This window comes from Paenibacillus alba, from assembly GCF_013204855.1.
Taxonomy (GTDB): domain Bacteria; phylum Bacillota; class Bacilli; order Paenibacillales; family NBRC-103111; genus Paenibacillus_E; species Paenibacillus_E alba.
The window spans coordinates 114,357-132,378 of sequence record NZ_JABMKZ010000004.1 but is presented as its reverse complement, the minus strand read 5'-3'; the positions used below and the strand labels follow the sequence as shown (position 1 = coordinate 132,378).

16 protein-coding genes are annotated in these 18,022 nt (G+C 44.6%); all 16 read left to right on the top strand.

Features of this window, described 5'->3' with window-relative positions; genetic code table 11:
* Window positions 1-15: 15 nt before the first annotated feature.
* The 16 genes from HQN90_RS07590 (at window position 16) to HQN90_RS07515 (ending at window position 17,944) form a co-directional block, all read left to right on the top strand.
* Entirely contained in the window at window positions 16-1,326 is a 1,311-nt protein-coding gene (locus HQN90_RS07590; protein WP_173217180.1) for an opine metallophore biosynthesis dehydrogenase, read from the top strand.
* Window positions 1,326-2,951 (top strand): staphylopine-dependent metal ABC transporter substrate-binding lipoprotein, encoded by a 1,626-nt coding sequence (gene cntA / locus HQN90_RS07585; RefSeq protein ID WP_420851034.1) that lies wholly within the window; start codon window positions 1,326-1,328, stop codon window positions 2,949-2,951. The genes HQN90_RS07590 and cntA overlap by 1 nt, the downstream gene beginning before the upstream one ends.
* Window positions 2,952-2,991: 40 nt before the next feature.
* Window positions 2,992-3,927, top strand: a complete 936-nt coding sequence (opp1B, locus tag HQN90_RS07580; protein WP_173217179.1) for a nickel/cobalt ABC transporter permease — start codon at window positions 2,992-2,994, stop codon at window positions 3,925-3,927.
* Window positions 3,924-4,787 carry a staphylopine uptake ABC transporter permease subunit CntC gene (gene cntC, locus HQN90_RS07575; RefSeq protein ID WP_173217178.1) on the top strand — a complete coding sequence of 288 codons (864 nt, stop codon included), beginning with the start codon at window positions 3,924-3,926 and terminating at the stop codon, window positions 4,785-4,787. The genes opp1B and cntC overlap by 4 nt, the downstream gene beginning before the upstream one ends.
* 3 nt (window positions 4,788-4,790) lie before the next feature.
* The gene (gene cntD / locus HQN90_RS07570; RefSeq protein WP_173217177.1) at window positions 4,791-5,618 is read left to right on the top strand and encodes a staphylopine uptake ABC transporter ATP-binding protein CntD; all 828 of its coding nucleotides are present in this window, start codon (window positions 4,791-4,793) and stop codon (window positions 5,616-5,618) included.
* Complete coding sequence (locus tag HQN90_RS07565) at window positions 5,605-6,351, top strand: ABC transporter ATP-binding protein (RefSeq protein ID WP_173217176.1); 747 nt, start codon at window positions 5,605-5,607, stop codon at window positions 6,349-6,351. Before cntD ends, HQN90_RS07565 begins: the two co-directional genes overlap by 14 nt.
* A gap of 17 nt (window positions 6,352-6,368) precedes the next feature.
* The gene (gene cntE / locus HQN90_RS07560; protein WP_173217175.1) at window positions 6,369-7,559 is read left to right on the top strand and encodes a staphylopine family metallophore export MFS transporter CntE; all 1,191 of its coding nucleotides are present in this window, start codon (window positions 6,369-6,371) and stop codon (window positions 7,557-7,559) included.
* 132 nt (window positions 7,560-7,691) lie between these two features.
* On the top strand, window positions 7,692-8,264 hold the full coding sequence (locus HQN90_RS07555; protein ID WP_173217429.1) for a beta-class carbonic anhydrase: 573 nt from the start codon (window positions 7,692-7,694) through the stop codon (window positions 8,262-8,264).
* Window positions 8,265-8,458: 194 nt separating this feature from the next.
* Complete coding sequence (locus tag HQN90_RS07550; protein ID WP_173217174.1) at window positions 8,459-9,967, top strand: stalk domain-containing protein; 1,509 nt, start codon at window positions 8,459-8,461, stop codon at window positions 9,965-9,967.
* A gap of 370 nt (window positions 9,968-10,337) precedes the next feature.
* Complete coding sequence (locus HQN90_RS07545) at window positions 10,338-10,859, top strand: AAA family ATPase (RefSeq protein ID WP_173217173.1); 522 nt, start codon at window positions 10,338-10,340, stop codon at window positions 10,857-10,859.
* Between the two features lie 45 nt (window positions 10,860-10,904).
* Entirely contained in the window at window positions 10,905-11,705 is an 801-nt protein-coding gene (locus tag HQN90_RS07540) for an aminoglycoside phosphotransferase family protein (protein ID WP_338042291.1), read from the top strand.
* A gap of 137 nt (window positions 11,706-11,842) precedes the next feature.
* Window positions 11,843-12,238 (top strand): GNAT family N-acetyltransferase, encoded by a 396-nt coding sequence (locus HQN90_RS07535; RefSeq protein ID WP_173217172.1) that lies wholly within the window; start codon window positions 11,843-11,845, stop codon window positions 12,236-12,238.
* 210 nt (window positions 12,239-12,448) lie between these two features.
* Window positions 12,449-13,489 (top strand): ABC transporter ATP-binding protein, encoded by a 1,041-nt coding sequence (locus HQN90_RS07530; protein WP_173217171.1) that lies wholly within the window; start codon window positions 12,449-12,451, stop codon window positions 13,487-13,489.
* Window positions 13,482-14,276 (top strand): ABC transporter permease, encoded by a 795-nt coding sequence (locus tag HQN90_RS07525; RefSeq protein ID WP_173217170.1) that lies wholly within the window; start codon window positions 13,482-13,484, stop codon window positions 14,274-14,276. The genes HQN90_RS07530 and HQN90_RS07525 overlap by 8 nt, the downstream gene beginning before the upstream one ends.
* Window positions 14,277-14,312: 36 nt before the next feature.
* On the top strand, window positions 14,313-15,116 hold the full coding sequence (locus HQN90_RS07520; RefSeq protein WP_246362137.1) for an ABC transporter permease: 804 nt from the start codon (window positions 14,313-14,315) through the stop codon (window positions 15,114-15,116).
* A gap of 359 nt (window positions 15,117-15,475) precedes the next feature.
* On the top strand, window positions 15,476-17,944 hold the full coding sequence (locus tag HQN90_RS07515; protein ID WP_173217169.1) for a discoidin domain-containing protein: 2,469 nt from the start codon (window positions 15,476-15,478) through the stop codon (window positions 17,942-17,944).
* The last annotated feature ends 78 nt before the right edge of the window (window positions 17,945-18,022 follow it).

The following is an 18,022-nucleotide window of genomic DNA, read 5'->3' as shown; positions in this document are numbered from 1 at the left end:
AAAAGGAGGGCAGCTATGAGCAATTTCAAGCAAATTTTGCTGCTGGGCACAGGCCCTGCAACGATTCAGCTCGCTGTATGCTTAAACAAGCAGCTTTCTTGCCGATTGGGAATCGCCGGAAGAGCGTCCGCGCGCTCCGAACAATTATATTCGGCGCTTAAACAGAGCAATCAGAGGGTTCGAGTAAGCGTCCAGAATGATAATCATCGAGAGATGGAAGGCGAGTGTCTTATCGATCAACTATTCCAAGACTTCGGCACGATAACCGGCGAGTGGGATACGTTGATTCTGGCCATAACGACAGATGCTTACATCGAAGTGTTGCAACAGGTGAGCCGTGATGTTTTGAAAGGCGTCAAATGCATCGTATTAATTTCGCCTACGCTTGGTTCAAACAGTCTAGTCCGCAATTATATGAAACAATTAGACACAGCGGTTGAAATCATCAGTTTCTCCACCTATTTTGGCGATACAAGATGGATACCTGAGAGCGCCCATCATCATGTTCTTACAACAGCCGTGAAGAAGAAAATTTTTGCAGGCTCCACCTGGACTGCTTCTGACAATCTCGAAGTACTCAGACAAATATTTGAACGATCCGGCATTGTGCTTGAGCGGATGGAAACGCCTATTGAGGCTGAATCAAGAAATATCTCTTTGTATGTTCACCCGGCACTGTTCATGAATGAATTTTCATTGGATGCCATATTCGGCGATTCTCCTATTCAGAAATATGTCTATAAGATGTATCCCGAAGGTCCTATCACACAATATTTGATCCGAGATATGCTAGCGCAATGGAAAGAAATTATGAACATGCTGGATGCTTTGCGGATTAAACGGCTAAATCTGCTTCAATTCATGACAGATGACAATTATCCCGTCAGACTGGGAAGCTTGTCCCGTGATGATATCGAAAACTTCAGCCACTTTGAGACGATTCATCAAGAATATTTATTGTACATCCGCTATACTTCGCTGCTCATTGATCCCTTCTCTGAACCGAATGAAGACGGCAAATATTTCGATTTTTCGGCAGTTCCATTTAGGAACATATTTATGAATAAGGAAGGGGAACTGGACATCCCCCGCATGCCGAAAGAAGACTATTACCGCATCAAAATTATCCAAGGCATGATGACACACCTCGGTTTACCATGTCCAACCATTGACAAGTTTCTTCATACATATGAGCGAAAATTAGTTGAAGCAGCTGGTTTTCATCAAAAGCTCAAGCAGTCGGCTGCCTTTGCCACTCAAAGTTTCAATGAGGATATACAGCGAATATGCAGTGAAATCAATAAAGAGATGCAGGAGGAATTCTAGTGAGTAAAAGAAGAATCGTTATGCTGCAGATAGTCATCGTGTTTGTTCTGACGCTGGCAGGCTGCAGCAGCAACAAGGAAGCAACATCGGCTGCAGCAGTCCAAGAAGCGGCTAATAAAAAGGATATAGCACTTATATATGCAACGCCCAAAGATATCAACGATATGAATCCTCATCTATATACAGGCGCTATGTCCGCTCAAGGAATGGTATTCGAATCCTTGGTTGAAAACACGAAAGACGGCATCAAACCTGCTCTGGCAGAATCATGGGACATCTCCGCAGATCACAAAGAATACACGTTTCATCTTCGTAAAAATGTTGCGTTTCACGATGGAGAACCTTTTAATGCCAAAGCCGTGAAACAAAATTTCGACGCCGTTCAGGCGAATGCGAGCAAGCATGCTTGGATTAAGTTCTCAACGAAAATTGTGAAAAGCGAAGCGATAGATGACAATACGTTCAAATTGGTGTTGTCCGAGCCTTATGCTCCGGCTTTGCTCGAATTATCCATGACCAGACCTTATGTCTTTCTATCCCCCAATGACTTTGTAAATGGGAGCACGAAGGATGGGGTAAGCGGCTACAACGGTACGGGGCCATATAAGTTGACTGCGCATAAAACCAATGAATATGCCACCTTTGAAGCCAATCCAAGTTACTGGGGCGGTGAGCCCAAAATCAAGAAAATTACGGCAAAAGTGCTTCCATCTGGAGAAACAACCTTGTTGGCTTTACAAAAAGGTGAAATCAACTTTGTGTTCACAGATGATCGGGGCACAGATAGCATCGACGTCGATGCCATGAATCAATTAGCGGTTTTAGGCAATTATCAATTGGTTCGAAGCGAATCGATGAATACGAAGATGCTCGTGGCCAATAGCAGCAAAACCGATAGTGCAGTTAGTGAAACGGCCGTGCGCGAAGCCATCTGGTATGCCATTGACCGGCAGAGCATAAGCAAAAATATTTTTAACAGCACGGAGTCTCCCGCTAATTCACTTTTTTCCTCGAATGTCAATTATGCGAATGTGGAGTTGAAGCAGCGCGGACATGATCCTGAAGCAGCCAAAAAGAACTTGCAGCAAGCAGGCTGGGAGTCAGAAAGCGGAACTTCCGTCAGAATGAAAAATGGCAAGAAGCTGGCCATTAGCATGTATTACGACAGCAATTCGTCTTCTCAAAAAACGCAAGCTGAATTTATTCAAAATTCACTCAAAAATATCGGGATCCAGCTAGTTATTGTTGGAGAGGATTCAACTTCAATTGCCAAAAGAAGAGCGACAGGCGATTACGATTTACTGTTCAATCAGACATGGGGACTGGCTTATGATCCTCAGAGCACGATAGCTGCGTTTACGACGGAATCATCCTATTTGTATACAACAAAAGGTATTGCAAAAGCCGATGAATTGTACAAAAAAATTAATGAAGTGACATTGTCCACGGATGAGAACAGCAGAACATCGCTGTACGCCGATATTATGAAAATTGTACACGATGAAGCCGTGTTCATACCGCTCACCAATGGTCGTGTAACCGTGGTAGCACCCAAAAATCTAAAAAGCATCGCGTTCAAACAAACGCAATTTGAACTACCATTTGAACAAATGCATTTTGAATAACATTCTGGTTTGATTCGTGTTTTAGACAAAGGAGATTTCTATGGGAAGGTATGCGATGAGAAGACTGTTCCTAACCATTCCACTATTGTTGGTCATTTCATTCGTAACGTTTGTACTGCTTAATCTTTCACCGTTGGATCCCGTCGAAGCCGTGCTGCATGCAAGAGATATTCCCCAAATTACACATGAGCTTATCGCCCAAACGAAAGGTGAATTGGGGCTTGACAGGCCATTTTTCATCCGTTATATACACTGGCTTACTGCCTGTTTGCACTTGGATTTCGGCAAGTCCTATTTGACAGGAAAACCTGTTAGCTCGTTAATAGGCCCAGCTTTTCTAAATACGTTAAAACTCACTTTCGTTGCCTCTGTCGTCATCATTGTAGGATCACTCCTTCTAGGTGTCGTTTGTGCGATGAAAGAAGGTACATGGGTGGATAAATCAATTAGAGGCTTGGCTTTTTTTGTAACAGCAATGCCTGCCTACTGGCTAGGTTCGCTGCTTATCTGGTATTGGGCTGTGAAAATGGATTTGCTGCCGACAAGCGGTATGGAATCCTACCGGAGCTATATCCTGCCGGTCTCGGTGATCTCAATCAGTTACGCCGGCATTTACTTCAGAAACGTCAGGAGCGCCATACTGAATAACCTTAATGAAGATTATGTGCTCTATGGCAGGGCCTGCGGCTTGTCAGAGATTGTCATCACCAAGCATATCGTCAGAAATTCCTTGCAAGTCGTCGTTTCGATATTTTGTATGGCGATACCTACGATACTTGGAGGTACGGTCGTCATAGAAAATGTTTTTGCCTGGCCCGGATTAGGAAGCTTGAGCGTTAAGTCAATTATGGGAAGGGATTTCCCGGTAATTCAAGCCTACGTTCTGATTTTGGGAGTAGCTTTCGTCGGATTTAATACCATTGCGGATCTCATTAATGCTGCCATGAACCCGAGATTAAGGAACAATATGTCATGAAGGTTGCACAGCGCTTAGCAAAAGATAAACTTGCCATGCTTTCTTCTGTCGTAATTATAGGAACGATAATTGTCGGATTATGCGCGCCGCTATTTGCGCCGCATGACCCAGAAGAGGTCAATATGAATCTTCGTTATGCCGGTCTATCTTGGAGCTTTCTGCTAGGAAACGACCACTTGGGAAGATGTATTTTATCCAGATTAATATACGGAATTCGCCCCAGTGTGCTGTGGGTTGCCGTTGCTTTGTTCGCAGCTTTGCAGATTGGAGCTATTCTGGGACTCATGGCAGGCTATTTTAAAGGGAAAACAGATGCCCTGATTATGAGAATTTGCGATATCATGCTTTCTTTTCCCGGCTATGTCATGACATTGGCGATTGTTGGGATCCTAGGCACAGGGTTAGCAAATATACTGATTGCCTTTGTTATCATGAAATGGGCATGGTTCGCACGAGTGATTCGAGCTTCCGTTATGCAGTATGCGGAACTGGACTATGTGAAATTTGCCAAAGTAACAGGTATTAGCAATCTGAGAATTATTTATAGACATATTGTTCCGGCTGCCTGTTCCGATATTGCAGTGATTGCAAGCAGTGCGATGTGCTCGATGATTTTGCAAATGTCCGGCTTCTCCTTTCTAGGATTAGGAATTCAAGCGCCACATGCAGAATGGGGGATGATGCTGAGCGAGGCGAGAAGCGTAATGTTCTCAAAGCCTCAGCTCATGCTTGCGCCGGGGCTGGCCATTATGATCATCGTTTCGGCCTTTAATTTCTTGTCGGATGCGCTTCAGGTTGCGCTGGACCCCCAATTAGGCACTTCACCTAAAAAGCTGCAGGCCAAAGAGGTGACGATTTAAACGATGAATGTGCTGAAAGTTGAGCATCTGAATGTATGGGATGCTAACACCAATGAACTACTTGTAGCTGACAGTTCTTTTCAGTTGAAACAGGGAAGCTGTCTGTCCATTGTAGGTGAAAGCGGCAGCGGAAAGTCGATGACCTGTCGAGCCATTATGAGGCTGAACAAACCGTGGATTCGTCAATCCGGTGCCATTCATTTGAATGGTGAGAATATCTTGAAACTTTCAGCGAAGGAAATGAGAAAGAGAAGAGGCAAGCAGCTCTGCATGATTGTTCAAAATGGGATGCGCGCGTTTGATCCATCCTGTGTGATCGGTGTTCACATGAGAGAAACGCTTGCCCAGCATTTTGGCTGGAATCGGAAAGAAAGTGAAGAACACATCATCCGTGCGATGGCAAGCGTCATGCTGAAGAACCCTGCCGAGAATTTAAATAAATACCCGCACGAGCTGTCGGGAGGGATGCTTCAGCGGATGATGATTGCTTTATCGCTAGTCCTGGAGCCTGAGGTCGTCATCGCCGATGAACCGACATCAGCGCTTGATGCCATTTCGCAATTCGAAGTGGTTGAACAATTGATTCACATGCGAGAGCGAACTGGCTGTTCCATGATTGTAATTTCTCATGATTTCGCGGTTGTCCAGAAAGTTGCAGATGAAGTGCTGGTCATGAAGGACGGAGCCATCATTGAAAGAGGTCGAACCCAAGCTGTTTTTACGGAAGCGCAGCATCCCTATACGCAATATCTAATTTCTTCCCGATTGGCACTGAGCGCTCATTTCAAAAAGCTTGTGATAGAGGAGAGGGTAGAGATTGCTAGTCGTTGAGCGTGTTTCCAAGGCTTATCGAAAAAATAGTTTTTTTTCGAAAGAGAAGCAGCCAATTGTGAAGAATGTCAGTTTTACATGCAAACACGGTGAATGCCTGGGAATTATTGGAGAAAGCGGAAGCGGAAAATCAACATTAGGGCGTTTGATTGCAGGCATCGAGAAGCCAGATCACGGGATTGTTCAGTTTGAAGGAAGGGACGTTTCAGATAAAACGGTCAGAGCCGGTCAGATCAGCGTGGTTTTTCAAGACTATACGTCGTCTCTGAATCCGTATTATACCGTTGAACAGGCGATAATGGAGCCGCTGAACCTGCGAAACGGTTGTCTTTCCGAGAAACAAAGGAAGCTTGACTCCTTATTGAAACAAGTCGGCTTGAACACGAGCTATCGGACCCAATATCCGCATGAGTTATCGGGTGGAGAGGTTCAGCGCGTGTGTATCGCCAGAGCCTTATCTACCCAGCCCAAATATATCGTACTGGATGAGGCCATCAGTTCGCTTGATGTCTCTGTCCAGATGCAAGTGCTTGATCTATTAAAAGAGTTAAAGGAAAATTACGGAACGAGTTATCTCTTTATCACCCATGATATTCAAGCGGCTGCTTATCTTTGTGAGAGAATCATAATTTTTAAAGATGGGCAGATTGAAGAAATCGTGAGGACAGAATATTTAAAATATGTTCAATCCGACTATGCAAAAAGTTTGTTGAAGAAGCACATTACGTTTTAAAGTAGGAGGAGGAGGCTTTGACTGGAGCATTGTCCTGGCCATTTGTGCGTTTATACACGCTTGCTCTTCTCTTTTTCAGCGCCAATGCCATATTAAATGTCATCATTCCGCTGCGCGGAGAAGCGCTGGGAGCCAGCAATACGGTGATTGGATGGATCATGGGGGCATATATGTGCACTGCCATGCTATTTCGTCCATGGGCTGGAGAGATCATCAAACGACGAGGGCCGTTGAAAATTTTGCGAATTATTCTTATTATTAACGGTTTTGCACTGCTGCTGTATACATGTAGTGGCTTGGAAGGCTACTTGATTGCACGGATACTCCAAGGCTGTTCAACAGCATTTTTTTCTATGACTTTGCAAATCGGTATTATCGACGCCCTTCCGGAAAAGGATCGTTCGCAGGGGATATCGCTCTATTCTTTATTTACCTATATGCCCGGTATTCTTGGACCCGTTCTGGCAATCGGCATCTGGCAAACGGGGGGAATGAACTATTTCACACTGCTGCTAATCGCCATTGCAATTTGTACCGCCGTATTCGGCTATAGTATCCCCATGGCAACAGAATTGAAGGGGACTACTGAAACGCGGGAGGTGCCTGGATTTGGAGTCATAAAGTCATTGGGGCAGTTAATCAAAAATCCGTATCTGTTTAAATGCGGTTTATTGATGCTCGTTGCTTCGAGTGTTTTCGGTGCAATTACGAACTTCCTGCCGCTGTACGCGGCGCAGTTGGAAAACGGCAGCGCCGGCGTCTATCTCATGCTTCAGGCGGGGGTCGTGGTCGTGGCTCGCTTTGCTTTAAGAAAAAAAATCCCGTCTGACGGGCGATGGCATTCGTTATTTATTATGGGCGTTATGTGCACTCTGGCAGTAGCGGCTCAGTGTGTCAGTTATTCACTGGAAGGAGGGACCATTTTTTTCTACACAGGCGCAGTACTCATGGGAACTGCTCAAGCGCTTCTATATCCGGCATTAACCACCTATCTGAGTTTTGTGCTACCTCAGATGAGCCGTAACATGCTGATTGGTTTATTCATTGCGACAGCTGATTTGGGCATGTCGCTTGGCGGTGTTGTGATGGGCCCGATCGCTGACGTTACTTCCTACTCGTTTATGTATATGATTTGTGCGATTTTGGGCGCAGCGATGATTATTTTTGCTTATGATCGACGAAAAATATTTGTTGGTGAAAGAGCGTAGAGCCCTGATCTCAAACATCACCATACAGACGGGTTCTTAATACAATAGTTAAAATAAAGATTGATATGTTGAGGGTACTTCGTAAGTTATGATAAGATTATAAGATAACAAGAAAAAATTGAGGTGAAAAGCTTGGACCGACTTTATGATATGTTACAATTTAACTCGGAGTTTGTAGAGAAGAAGGAATTTGAAAAATATAAAACATCTAGATTCAAAGATAGAAAGATGGTTGTTGTAACTTGTATGGACTCAAGGCTTACCGAGCTTCTTCCTAAAGCATTAAATATTAAGGATGGAAATTCGAAAATCATTAAAGATGCTGGAGCGATTGTTTTGCATCCATTTGGAAGCGTTATGCGTAGCATTGTTGTCGCTGTATATGAATTAAATGCCGATGAAGTGTTTGTGGTCGGACATCATGATTGTGGGATGAGCTGTATTGACCCTGGCGAAACCATTAATAAAATGAAGGAGAACGGCATATCATCCGAAACGATCGACACCCTCGAAAGTTCCGGAATTAATTTGCAACAGTGGCTGCACGGTTTCGATAGTGTGGAAGATTCTGTCAAAGGAAGCGTGCAAACGGTCAAGAACCATCCCCTCCTGCCCAAAAATATTCCAGTTCATGGCCTTGTCATCGACCCGGAAACAGGAAAGCTGGATTTAATCGTTGACGGTTACAAGCATAGGGAATCGTAGGGAAAATCCTTAGCTATCGAGAAACTATAGTGAATGAAGACATGACGGCAGCCGGCCAGATGATCGGCTGCCGTTTCTTTTGTAAACTAAAGTAAACTAAATGAAGGTAAAAGGGAATTGGAATGTTGTGTGGAATAAAATAAATTTGGAAGTGTAATTTGCCCGAATAATTGTAGAAAATGAGGAAGAAAACCATGATGATTAAAAACTTCGGAAAGCATATAGTACTTGGTGTAAGTTGCTTTTTCCTATCTATTCAGCCTGCTTTTGCAGTGGGCTCAACAGCAATCGCGAATCATCATGAGATGAAGCTAAGACTAAATGAGCAAGTTGTTACAGTCAATGGTCAAAACCAGACGCTTGCGGCACCGCCTACTTTAATGAATAACGTGACAATGGTGCCGCTTCGCTTTGTTGCTGAGTCTCTGGGGACTGCAGTGAAATGGGATGAACTTACGCGGACCATTACATTGTCTACGGCCAAAACTGCGATCACTCTGACCATCGACAGTAAGGATGCTAGGATAAACGGAGTCTCAACTGCATTGGAGCAGCCTGCGACCATTATCAATAACACGACAATGGTGCCCCTTCGATTTATTTCTGAAAATATGGATCAGAAGGTTTCGTTCGACAGTGCCACGCTGGCGATTACGATCACTAGTAAAGCCATTCAACCTGTCGCAGTTCAGACAAAGCGAGACAAACCTACTGTAGATAATTTATCGATAGCGCTGCCCAGTGCAGAATCAAACTATGTTAAAATTAGAGATATCATTTCAGACTCAAATAACAATGTGTACATGATTGATGTCAATGAGAAATATTACAATTACCGATATGGCATTTTGTCATATAATCAAAAGGAGGGGGATGGGAGAAACATCCAGAAAACTACATTCATTGATGGTAAATTTAACATACAATATAAAGATTCAAGGGGCATTATGCAACGTGTTCCGTCTAACAACATCACTCCCAAAAAGCTGTATTACAATAGTTTAAATAGCAAGCTGTATTTGATTGCACAGGCATCGGAAACCTATATCGAAGAAGCAACAGTCATTTATGAGGTACTGCCAGAAGTGAAGATGGTGACGTACAATTTAGATAGTTCCATGAATGAAGAAAATAATTTCATCTCGTTTTTGGATCAAGAGCATTTTTACTACAGCAATACATTTTTGGGGAAGTTATACGACTTCCAGTCGCCAAGTGAAACTAAAGTAATTGGACGCCTACCCGATAAGCAAGGGAATTATGTTTCTGTGAACATGGATGACAACATTTATGTACTGGATAAAGAAAACAAAAAAATCAGCAAGATTAACTTGGATGGCACGGTTAGTGAGGTGGCTAAGCTTCATTTGGGTCAAATTACGGGAGCCGCAACGCGGAATGGATATTTCTACATATCCGACGCAAAAAAAATATATCGAGTTGATGTTTCTGGAAATTTAGAGGAGTATGTAAATATTGATAATTTAACGTATAACAAAGGTTTATTTGATCCTAAAACACAAACGTATGAGCCGCCTGCGGTTAATTATAAAATCGAAAATGAAGAATCCATAGCCTATCAGGTAGAGGGTCCAAGTGCATTAAACATAGGGGGGAATCCCTTATTTACGATCGATAATGCAGGAAACATTATTATTTATGACAGCTTAAATCGAATTCTCCGACGGATAAATGTTTTCTAGTTTTTATATATGAAAAGAACAGAAGAAAGTACCGATGAAGGTGCTATTGCAGAAAGTAAGCTTCATACTGACAGACAAATAAGGCAGGCGCCGCGGCGGCCTGCTTTATTCATTTGATGTATACATCCTGTTCGCAGGATTTCATCTTTTTCGATTTTGTTGATGGATGAAAGAGAGTTAGAGGATATGAGTGCGACTTAAGGAGCAGTTACGCCGCGGCAGCTGCTCCTTTTTTGTATTAAGCTAGAGGGAAGCAGAGTTCAATTCACTTGGTTAAATTTGGCTATAACAATAGATTCTCTTGTTATTGTTTGACTACGTATATAAGATAAATCGAAGATGTTTATCTTAATCTAAGGTGGGGTTGTAAATGGTTAATGAAATTATTTCAATATCAGAGCAAAAGATACCCCTATTTATCGTAACAGGTTCTAGTGGATCGGGGAAAACCTACGTTATTAATGAACTGCGAAGAGTATTGCCTGATTTTAATATCTTTGATATCGATAATCTTCGCGAGATTGGTATTTCAGATGAGCAGCAAATAAGAAACGTTTGGCTTCGAGTTGCGAGAAATATAGCTGAAAGCAGACGTATGACAATTATATGCGGAACAGCAATGACTTGGGATATTGAAAAATGCATTGACTTTCCTTATTTTAAGCATATATATTACCTAAATTTACATTGTGATGATGAAACTCGTGAGAGACGATTACGTGCAAGAAATTGGCCAGAAGAAATGATTCAGGACTACAAGAAATTTGCAAAATGGTTGCTTGAAAATGCGGATAAGGCATATACCCCACCAATGCCGATTGTTGATACTACGATTGCCGACGTAGCTGATGTAGCGGCTCAAATAAAGACTTGGGTTCTTCAGTACGTTTGAATTAACGGAAAACGATAGCGCTCAGAAAGAGAGGAACGAGACCTAGTGACTCAGGAAGAAGTGTTAAGAGGCGGTAATATAAATCACATAGTCCGTATGGCCAACACTGTTCGCCGCCCCATAGGTTATTGGAGCACGAATATTCATGAACTACTTAAACATTTGGAAACACAAGGCTTTGAGGGAGCACCAAGATTTCTAGGAATTGATGACTCTGGACGTGAAATATTGACTTATATTTCAGGGGAAGTTCCAGGAAACAATTATCCAAACCTTGAACCGTACATGTGGTCGGACGAAACGCTTATGGGTTTGGCACGCCTTTTGCGCCGTTTCCATGATGCAACTAAAGGGTTCATTCCTAATACAGAGGACAGATGGCAGCTTAGCTATGCCAATGATGCCGAACACGAAGTGATCTGTCATAATGACGCAGCCTTGTATAATGTTGTCTTTCAAAAGGGGTCTCCTGTGGCGCTGATTGATTTTGACATGGCAGGCCCAGCTCCGCGTATGTGGGACATTGCGTACTTCCTTTACACATCGGTTCCGCTTGCGAGTTTCTCACCTGACCATTCTTCTGGAAAAACTGTAGCATACCAATATGAAATACACGCTGCGGAGCGCCGTCGGCGAATTCATTTGGTTTTTGAATCTTATGGAACTCCAGTCCCTAATAATTTGCGACAGTGGATTACTCAACGTTTGAAAGTACTTTGTGATACGTTGGGAAATGGTGCCGCCGACGGGAATCCAGCCTTTCAAAAAATGGTTGATGAGGGTCACTTGGCGCACTATGAGAGTGAGATTCGTTTTGTAACAGAACATTTCGAAGATTGGAATTAGAATCGAATATTCCGTTAACTGGGAACGATAGCGCAATAACCTGGCAGCAGCAACCTATTCCCGTTGAAGTAACGCTCAGCAGGATAGTTTCAAGATCGTGTAGAACAAATTTAGAAAAAATAAAGGAGAATAATACATTGAAGCAGGAAATTGTAATTAATCTGCCAATAGCAGCGGATGAAGTTCCCAATTTGAGGGAAATTGTTGGCTGGGACGGCAGATATTCAGATTATCCAACATTATTTGAACGATGTAACTTTTGGGCTGGTCTCAGAGATGAGGAAAATAAGCTTATAGCCTTCGGCTATGTTGCTGGGATGGGGTTGCAGCATGGATACATGGAAGACATAATTGTGCATCCGGAATTTCAGAAAAAAGGAATTGGCGAATCCTTAGTTAGGAAATTACTGCAAGAGGCAGAACGTGTTGGGTTAGAGATTGTAACATTGACATACGATTCAAAACATACTTCCTTTTATACAAGGAGTGGATTTACCCCCTGTTCTGGGGGATTATGGAGGAGGAAAGATTAAACTAGCGGCGAAGGCAATCCCTGCTTGACCCCATTACGGAAGTTGGACTTCTATTACGTTAGATCGTTACGATGGCAATTTACGTAGAGTGACCATTCCTTTTTTAAAATAAAATAGTGATTGTCGAAATATCCATCCTTAAGGTATTATTCTGTAGTATGGAAAATTACCAAGTATTTGGTAAGCCAAATAAGAATGGCAGGTGAACGGATGAGTCTAATTGAAGTACAGGATCTAACCAAAACATTTCGGCAAGCGGTCAAAGCTCCCGGTTTAGTAGGTGCGGTTAAACACATGTTTACCCAGGAATACAGAGAGAAGCAGGCGGTAAACGGCATCAGCCTGAGTATTGAAGCAGGGGAAGCCGTAGCTTATGTAGGACCTAATGGAGCTGGTAAATCGACTACGATCAAGATGCTCTCAGGTATTTTGGTACCGACATCCGGCAGTGTTATGGTTGATGGCGTGGTTCCCCATAAGCAAAGAACGGACAATGCGAGAACCATCGGGGCTGTATTCGGCCAACGAACACAGTTGTGGTTCGATCTTCCGATCGTAGAATCCTTTGCGCTGCTCAAAGATATTTACGAAGTTCCGGATGCGGTTTATCGGTACAATATGGATCGTTTTACGGAGCTGCTCTCGCTGGATGAATTTCTGCATCTACCTACCCGCAAACTATCGCTGGGACAACGGATGAGAGCGGATTTAGCTGCTGCTCTGCTGCACAACCCTCGAATTGTCTATTTAGACGAACCGACCATCGGCTTGGATATTGCAGTGAAAGTGAAGATTCGAGAGTTTATTAAGCAAATGAACCGCGAACAGGGAACGACGATTATTTTAACGACGCATGATTTGGAGGACATCGAGGATATTTGCCGCAGGCTTGTTATTATCGATCAAGGAAGGATCATCTATGATGGGAGCCTTCAGGCTGTCAAGGATGCCTTTGCGCGGGAAAGGACGATTCACTTCCAGCTGAGTCAGCCGCTATCGGGCAATGAACATCTGTTAACCGACTGGCCAGGAGTCTTCGTAGAACAGAAGGACGGTCAGCATATTGCGATTCGCTTTGACCGGTTTGAGGTATCAGCCAGCGAAGTAGTGAGCCGTGTCATGCGATTGGGTGAAGTGATTGACTTCCGCATCGATGAGCCGAAGATCGAGCACGTGATTCGCAGGGTTTATGAAGGGGAGCTTGTATTAACGGATGCGGAGCGGCCGAAAGCGATGGTGGCGAATGATTAGAAAATATGTGTCACTAGCCCAAATGTCTATGCAAAACAGCATCGCCTACCGAAGTTCATTTATCATCAATATTGTAGGCAGCCTTCTCCTCCTTGTATCCATGATGTATTTGTGGAAAGCGATTTACGCGGAGAGAACAGAGGTAGGCGGGTTTACTTGGGAAGCTATGAAAGCGTATTTATTAATAACGTTTATATCAAATTCAGTTTTGTCCTTTACTTCGGAGGGCCGTATTGCTGGGAAAATACGCGATGGCAGCGTTTCCTTGGATTTGTTGAAGCCGTTGGACTTTCAAAAGGCACGCTTCTCTGAAACGTTGGGGACGAGCTTATTTGAAGGAACGGTGACCATTGTGCTGACCATCTTGGTACTCGCCTTGTTCTCAGGAGTTCAGATGCCTGTAGGCTTCACGGCCTGGATATTATTTGCAATAAGCTTGCTTGCCGCGCTGCTTGTAAAATTTGGAGTCGTCTATCTCGCGGGCTTATGCTGCTTTTGGACAGATAGCTTCTACGGTATTTCACTGGCGAGAGCAGCTATCACCAACCTGCTCTCAGGTGCATTGGCTCCTTTGGCATTTTTCCCTGATTGGTTGAAATCGCTTTGTCTGCTGCTTCCGTTTCAGGGGATCGTTCACATTCCGGCTTCGATCTATTTGGGTCAGGCTTCTTCCATGGAAGCTGTTCGAATGGTCGCGGTCCAGCTAATATGGGGCGTGGTGTTATGGCTGCTTGGTAAACTGCTGTGGAACATAGCGGTGAAAAAAGTGACGATACACGGTGGCTAAGAGGTAACGAAGCTGAAAAGGGAAAGAGGTGGCCGGTTGAAGAGGAAGATAAGTCGATCGATGTACTTATATATGCGGCTGATGAGCCAGCAATTGAAAGCCATATTGGAATATCAGGCGGACTTCCTGCTACTCGTTATTGCAGCAGGTTTGACGCAGGCGATGGGACTCATTTTTATTTGGGTCATCTATCAAAAAATACCGCAAATCCACGGTTGGGATTTCTGGGAAGTAATTTTTATTTATGCGATCATTAATTTTACGACAGGCGTTTCTCAGTTCTTTTTTGAAGGGACATGGCGGATTGGTTTTCTGGTCAACTCGGGAGAATTGGATCGAATGCTGCTCCGCCCCATATCGCCGGTGCTTCAGGTGCTTAGTGGTGCTGTCGGAATGAACGGTTTAGGCAACATGGTGGTAGGAGGTATTATGCTTGTAAATGCACTTCGCTATGTTCATATCGAGTGGACTTGGGATAAGGCGCTGATAGGATTCGTATTATTTATCTCAGCCATGGTTACGCGTACCGCAATTAACCTTATATCCAATTCGCTTGTTTTCTGGACACATGCCCCTAATAATTCATTGCCGATGATGGTCAGCAGCTTGGCCGAATTCGCCAAATTTCCTATTACGATCTATTCGTTTGGTGTACAGTTATTTTTCTCCTTGATACTTCCGTATGCATTTGTAAGCTTTTTTCCAGCGGCCTACTTGTTCGACAAAATGAGCTGGGGCTGGATAGGATTGCTGACTCCGTTGGCTGCAATTTACTGCGTGGTTTTAGGCATAGCTATATTTAGAAAAGGATTGAGTCAATACGAAGGAGCGGGGAGCTGAAGCCCGCTCTTTGTTTATATAAGCGTAGCAATTTCCACTAATTGGTTAAAAAAGTATTAAAAATGGTCAATTTATTTTCTTATATGGGATAATGCTTTTCATTATACTTCAAAGTAAGGACGTGTGGAATCGTACCTTAGTACAGACAAGAACCTTTACTATCCACCGTCTTGCGCCTTTTTGGTAACGCTTTCATGTGATCTTCATGGACAGGATTACGATTTTAAATTGAAAAGGAGGTGGTTATGTTTTGGGAACTGCCCAAATTCAAGTTTAGGGATCTTATTCAGAAAAAGATTTGCAAAGGAGAGAGAGTAAACGAACTGTAACTTGATTCAATAGAGGAGGAATACGAAGTTATGATCAAAAAAGTCCTATCGGCTGTCTCTGTTATGGCCATGGCTACGAGTTTATTGACCGCTTTTTCCGGTGCCGCCGGAGCGGTATCCATCAGTGACGCGAATACTACGATATTCGGTCCGAATGTTTACGTCTTCGATCCAACGATGCCCGCCACCGACATTGAGAGTGTGGCAACTAACATTTTCAACACACAGGAAACTAATCAGTTCGGTACACAGAGATACGCGATGCTCTTCAAGCCCGGAACCTACAATGTAAATATTCGGGAAGGTTTCTATACACATATTGGCGGGCTGGGACAGAATCCCGGAGACGTGAATATTACAGGCGGACTCAACGTAGACGCTAAATGGGCTAACGGCAACGCGACACAGAACTTTTGGCGCTCGATCGAGAATCTGAAGGTTACGCCGTCAAGCGGCAAGATGCGATGGGCGGTTTCGCAGGCGGCACCTATGAGGCGCTTGCAAGTTCAAGGCAATCTTGAGTTGTTCGACTTTGACTCGAACTTTAATGCCGGTTGGGCTAGCGGTGGCTACATGGCCGATTCCATCATAAGTAATAAAATCACTCCCGCCTCGCAGCAGCAATGGTTTAACCGGAATGACCAGTATGCATCATGGGGAGGCTCCGTCTGGAACACAGTGATGATTGGAGACACTACGCCACCAGCGGCTACTTTCCCAGATCCTCCTTACACAATCGTCGATAGTACACCCATCGTTCGCGAGAAACCATATCTTTACATCAACAGCTCTGGGCAGTACAGCGTTTTTGTCCCATCGCTTCGGACGAACGCCAAAGGCGTAAGCTGGGCAAGTGGATCGACACCGGGCACATCCATCTCCATCGATCAATTCTATATCGCTCGTCCTGAAACGGCCACAGCAGCCAGCATCAACTCGGCGCTCAGCCAAGGTAAGCACCTCCTGTTTGTGCCTGGCATTTTCCACCTGAACGATACCATTCGTATTACAAATGCCAACACCGTCGTATTGGGCATCGGCATGCCGACCCTGATTCCCGATAACGGGAAAATTGCGATGTCCGTTTCCGATGTGGACGGCGTGAATATCTCGGGAATATTGTTCGATGCCGGCCCGTCTAATTCACCTTCGTTGTTGGAAGTCGGACCTACTGGCAGTTCGTTGAACCACTCCTCCAACCCGACCTCCCTACAGGATCTTTTCTTCCGAGTAGGCGGCGCCGGAGCAGGCCTGGCAGATACCGACCTGAAGATCAACAGCAACAACGTCATCGGCGATCATTTTTGGATTTGGCGAGCCGACCACGGCACAGGAACCGGTTGGGCGGTTAACGTGTCCAATTACGGACTTGTAGTCAACGGAAATAATGTCACCATTTACGGTTTGTTCGTTGAGCATCACAACAAATATCAGACACTGTGGAACGGCAACGGCGGAAGAACCTATTTCTATCAGTCCGAAATTCCTTACGACGTGCCTAACCAGTCTTCGTGGATGAGCAAGAATGGAACGGAAAACGGATATCCTTCCTACAAGGTGGCAGATACGGTAACCACGCATGAACCCTGGGGGCTTGGCGTATATTCCTTCTTCAGGGACGCGGCGGTCAAGCTTAACAATGCGATCGAAGTGCCCAACGTGACAGGTGTCAAAGTTCACCATATGACTGACATCTGGTTATCCGGAATGGCAGGCAGCGAAATTACTCACATCATCAACGATACTGGTGGGCGCGTGTACGCTAATTCACCTAGTGCCGCCATGAGACAGACCGTTGCCGAATTCCAAGGCAGCGGCACGGGCGATACCCAGCCGCCTAGCGTTCCGGCAAACCTGACGGCGACAGCCGTTTCGAGCAGCCAGATCAACCTCAGTTGGACCGCCTCGACGGACAACGTGGGTGTAAGTGGATATGATATTTACCGGAACGGTACGCTAGTCGGCAGTTCCACATCGAATTCGTACAGCGATACGGGGCTGACTGCCTCGACGACATACAGCTACACCGTAAAAGCGAAAGATGCGGCTGGCAACATTTCAGCAGCCAGTAACACAGCCACCGCTATAACGCAGGCGGCAGGCGGAACGGTGCTCGACCGTACTGGCTGGACGGCGACTACCTCTCCGGTAAACAGTACCCCTGCCAACATGCTGGATGGCAATACGACCACCCGCTGGACGACTGGGACGGACATGGTGCCAGGACAATATTTTATCGTCGACATGAACGCTTCGAAAACCTTCAGCAAGCTCACCATAGACTGCACTGGCAACAATAATGACTATGCCAGGGGATACCAGGTGTTTGTCTCCAACGACGGAACCAACTGGGGGAGCGCGATTGCGAGCGGCACGGGCACAGCTCCGCTAATTACCGTCAACTTCGCATCGAAGACCGCCCGATACATCAAAGTTGTGCAAACTGCTAATGCCACTAATTGGTGGTCCGTGAGAGAGTTTAACGTTTATAACGGATAAGGAGTTGCAAGTTTGGGGGAGTGATAACAACTTTCACTCCCCTTGTTGCTTGTGAATAGGCCCTACCAACTTAGGAAA

Bases quoted from the DNA above. Each gene is read 5' to 3' on its own strand.
- HQN90_RS07590 (WP_173217180.1), top strand. From the start codon at position 16: ATGAGCAATTTCAAGCAAATTTTGCTGCTGGGCACAGGCCCTGCAACG.
- opp1B (WP_173217179.1), top strand. From the start codon at position 2,992: ATGGGAAGGTATGCGATGAGAAGACTGTTCCTAACCATTCCACTATTG.
- cntC (WP_173217178.1), top strand. From the start codon at position 3,924: ATGAAGGTTGCACAGCGCTTAGCAAAAGATAAACTTGCCATGCTTTCT.
- cntD (WP_173217177.1), top strand. From the start codon at position 4,791: ATGAATGTGCTGAAAGTTGAGCATCTGAATGTATGGGATGCTAACACC.
- HQN90_RS07550 (WP_173217174.1), top strand. From the start codon at position 8,459: ATGATGATTAAAAACTTCGGAAAGCATATAGTACTTGGTGTAAGTTGC.
- HQN90_RS07545 (WP_173217173.1), top strand. From the start codon at position 10,338: ATGGTTAATGAAATTATTTCAATATCAGAGCAAAAGATACCCCTATTT.
- HQN90_RS07530 (WP_173217171.1), top strand. From the start codon at position 12,449: ATGAGTCTAATTGAAGTACAGGATCTAACCAAAACATTTCGGCAAGCG.
- HQN90_RS07525 (WP_173217170.1), top strand. From the start codon at position 13,482: ATGATTAGAAAATATGTGTCACTAGCCCAAATGTCTATGCAAAACAGC.
- HQN90_RS07515 (WP_173217169.1), top strand. From the start codon at position 15,476: ATGATCAAAAAAGTCCTATCGGCTGTCTCTGTTATGGCCATGGCTACG.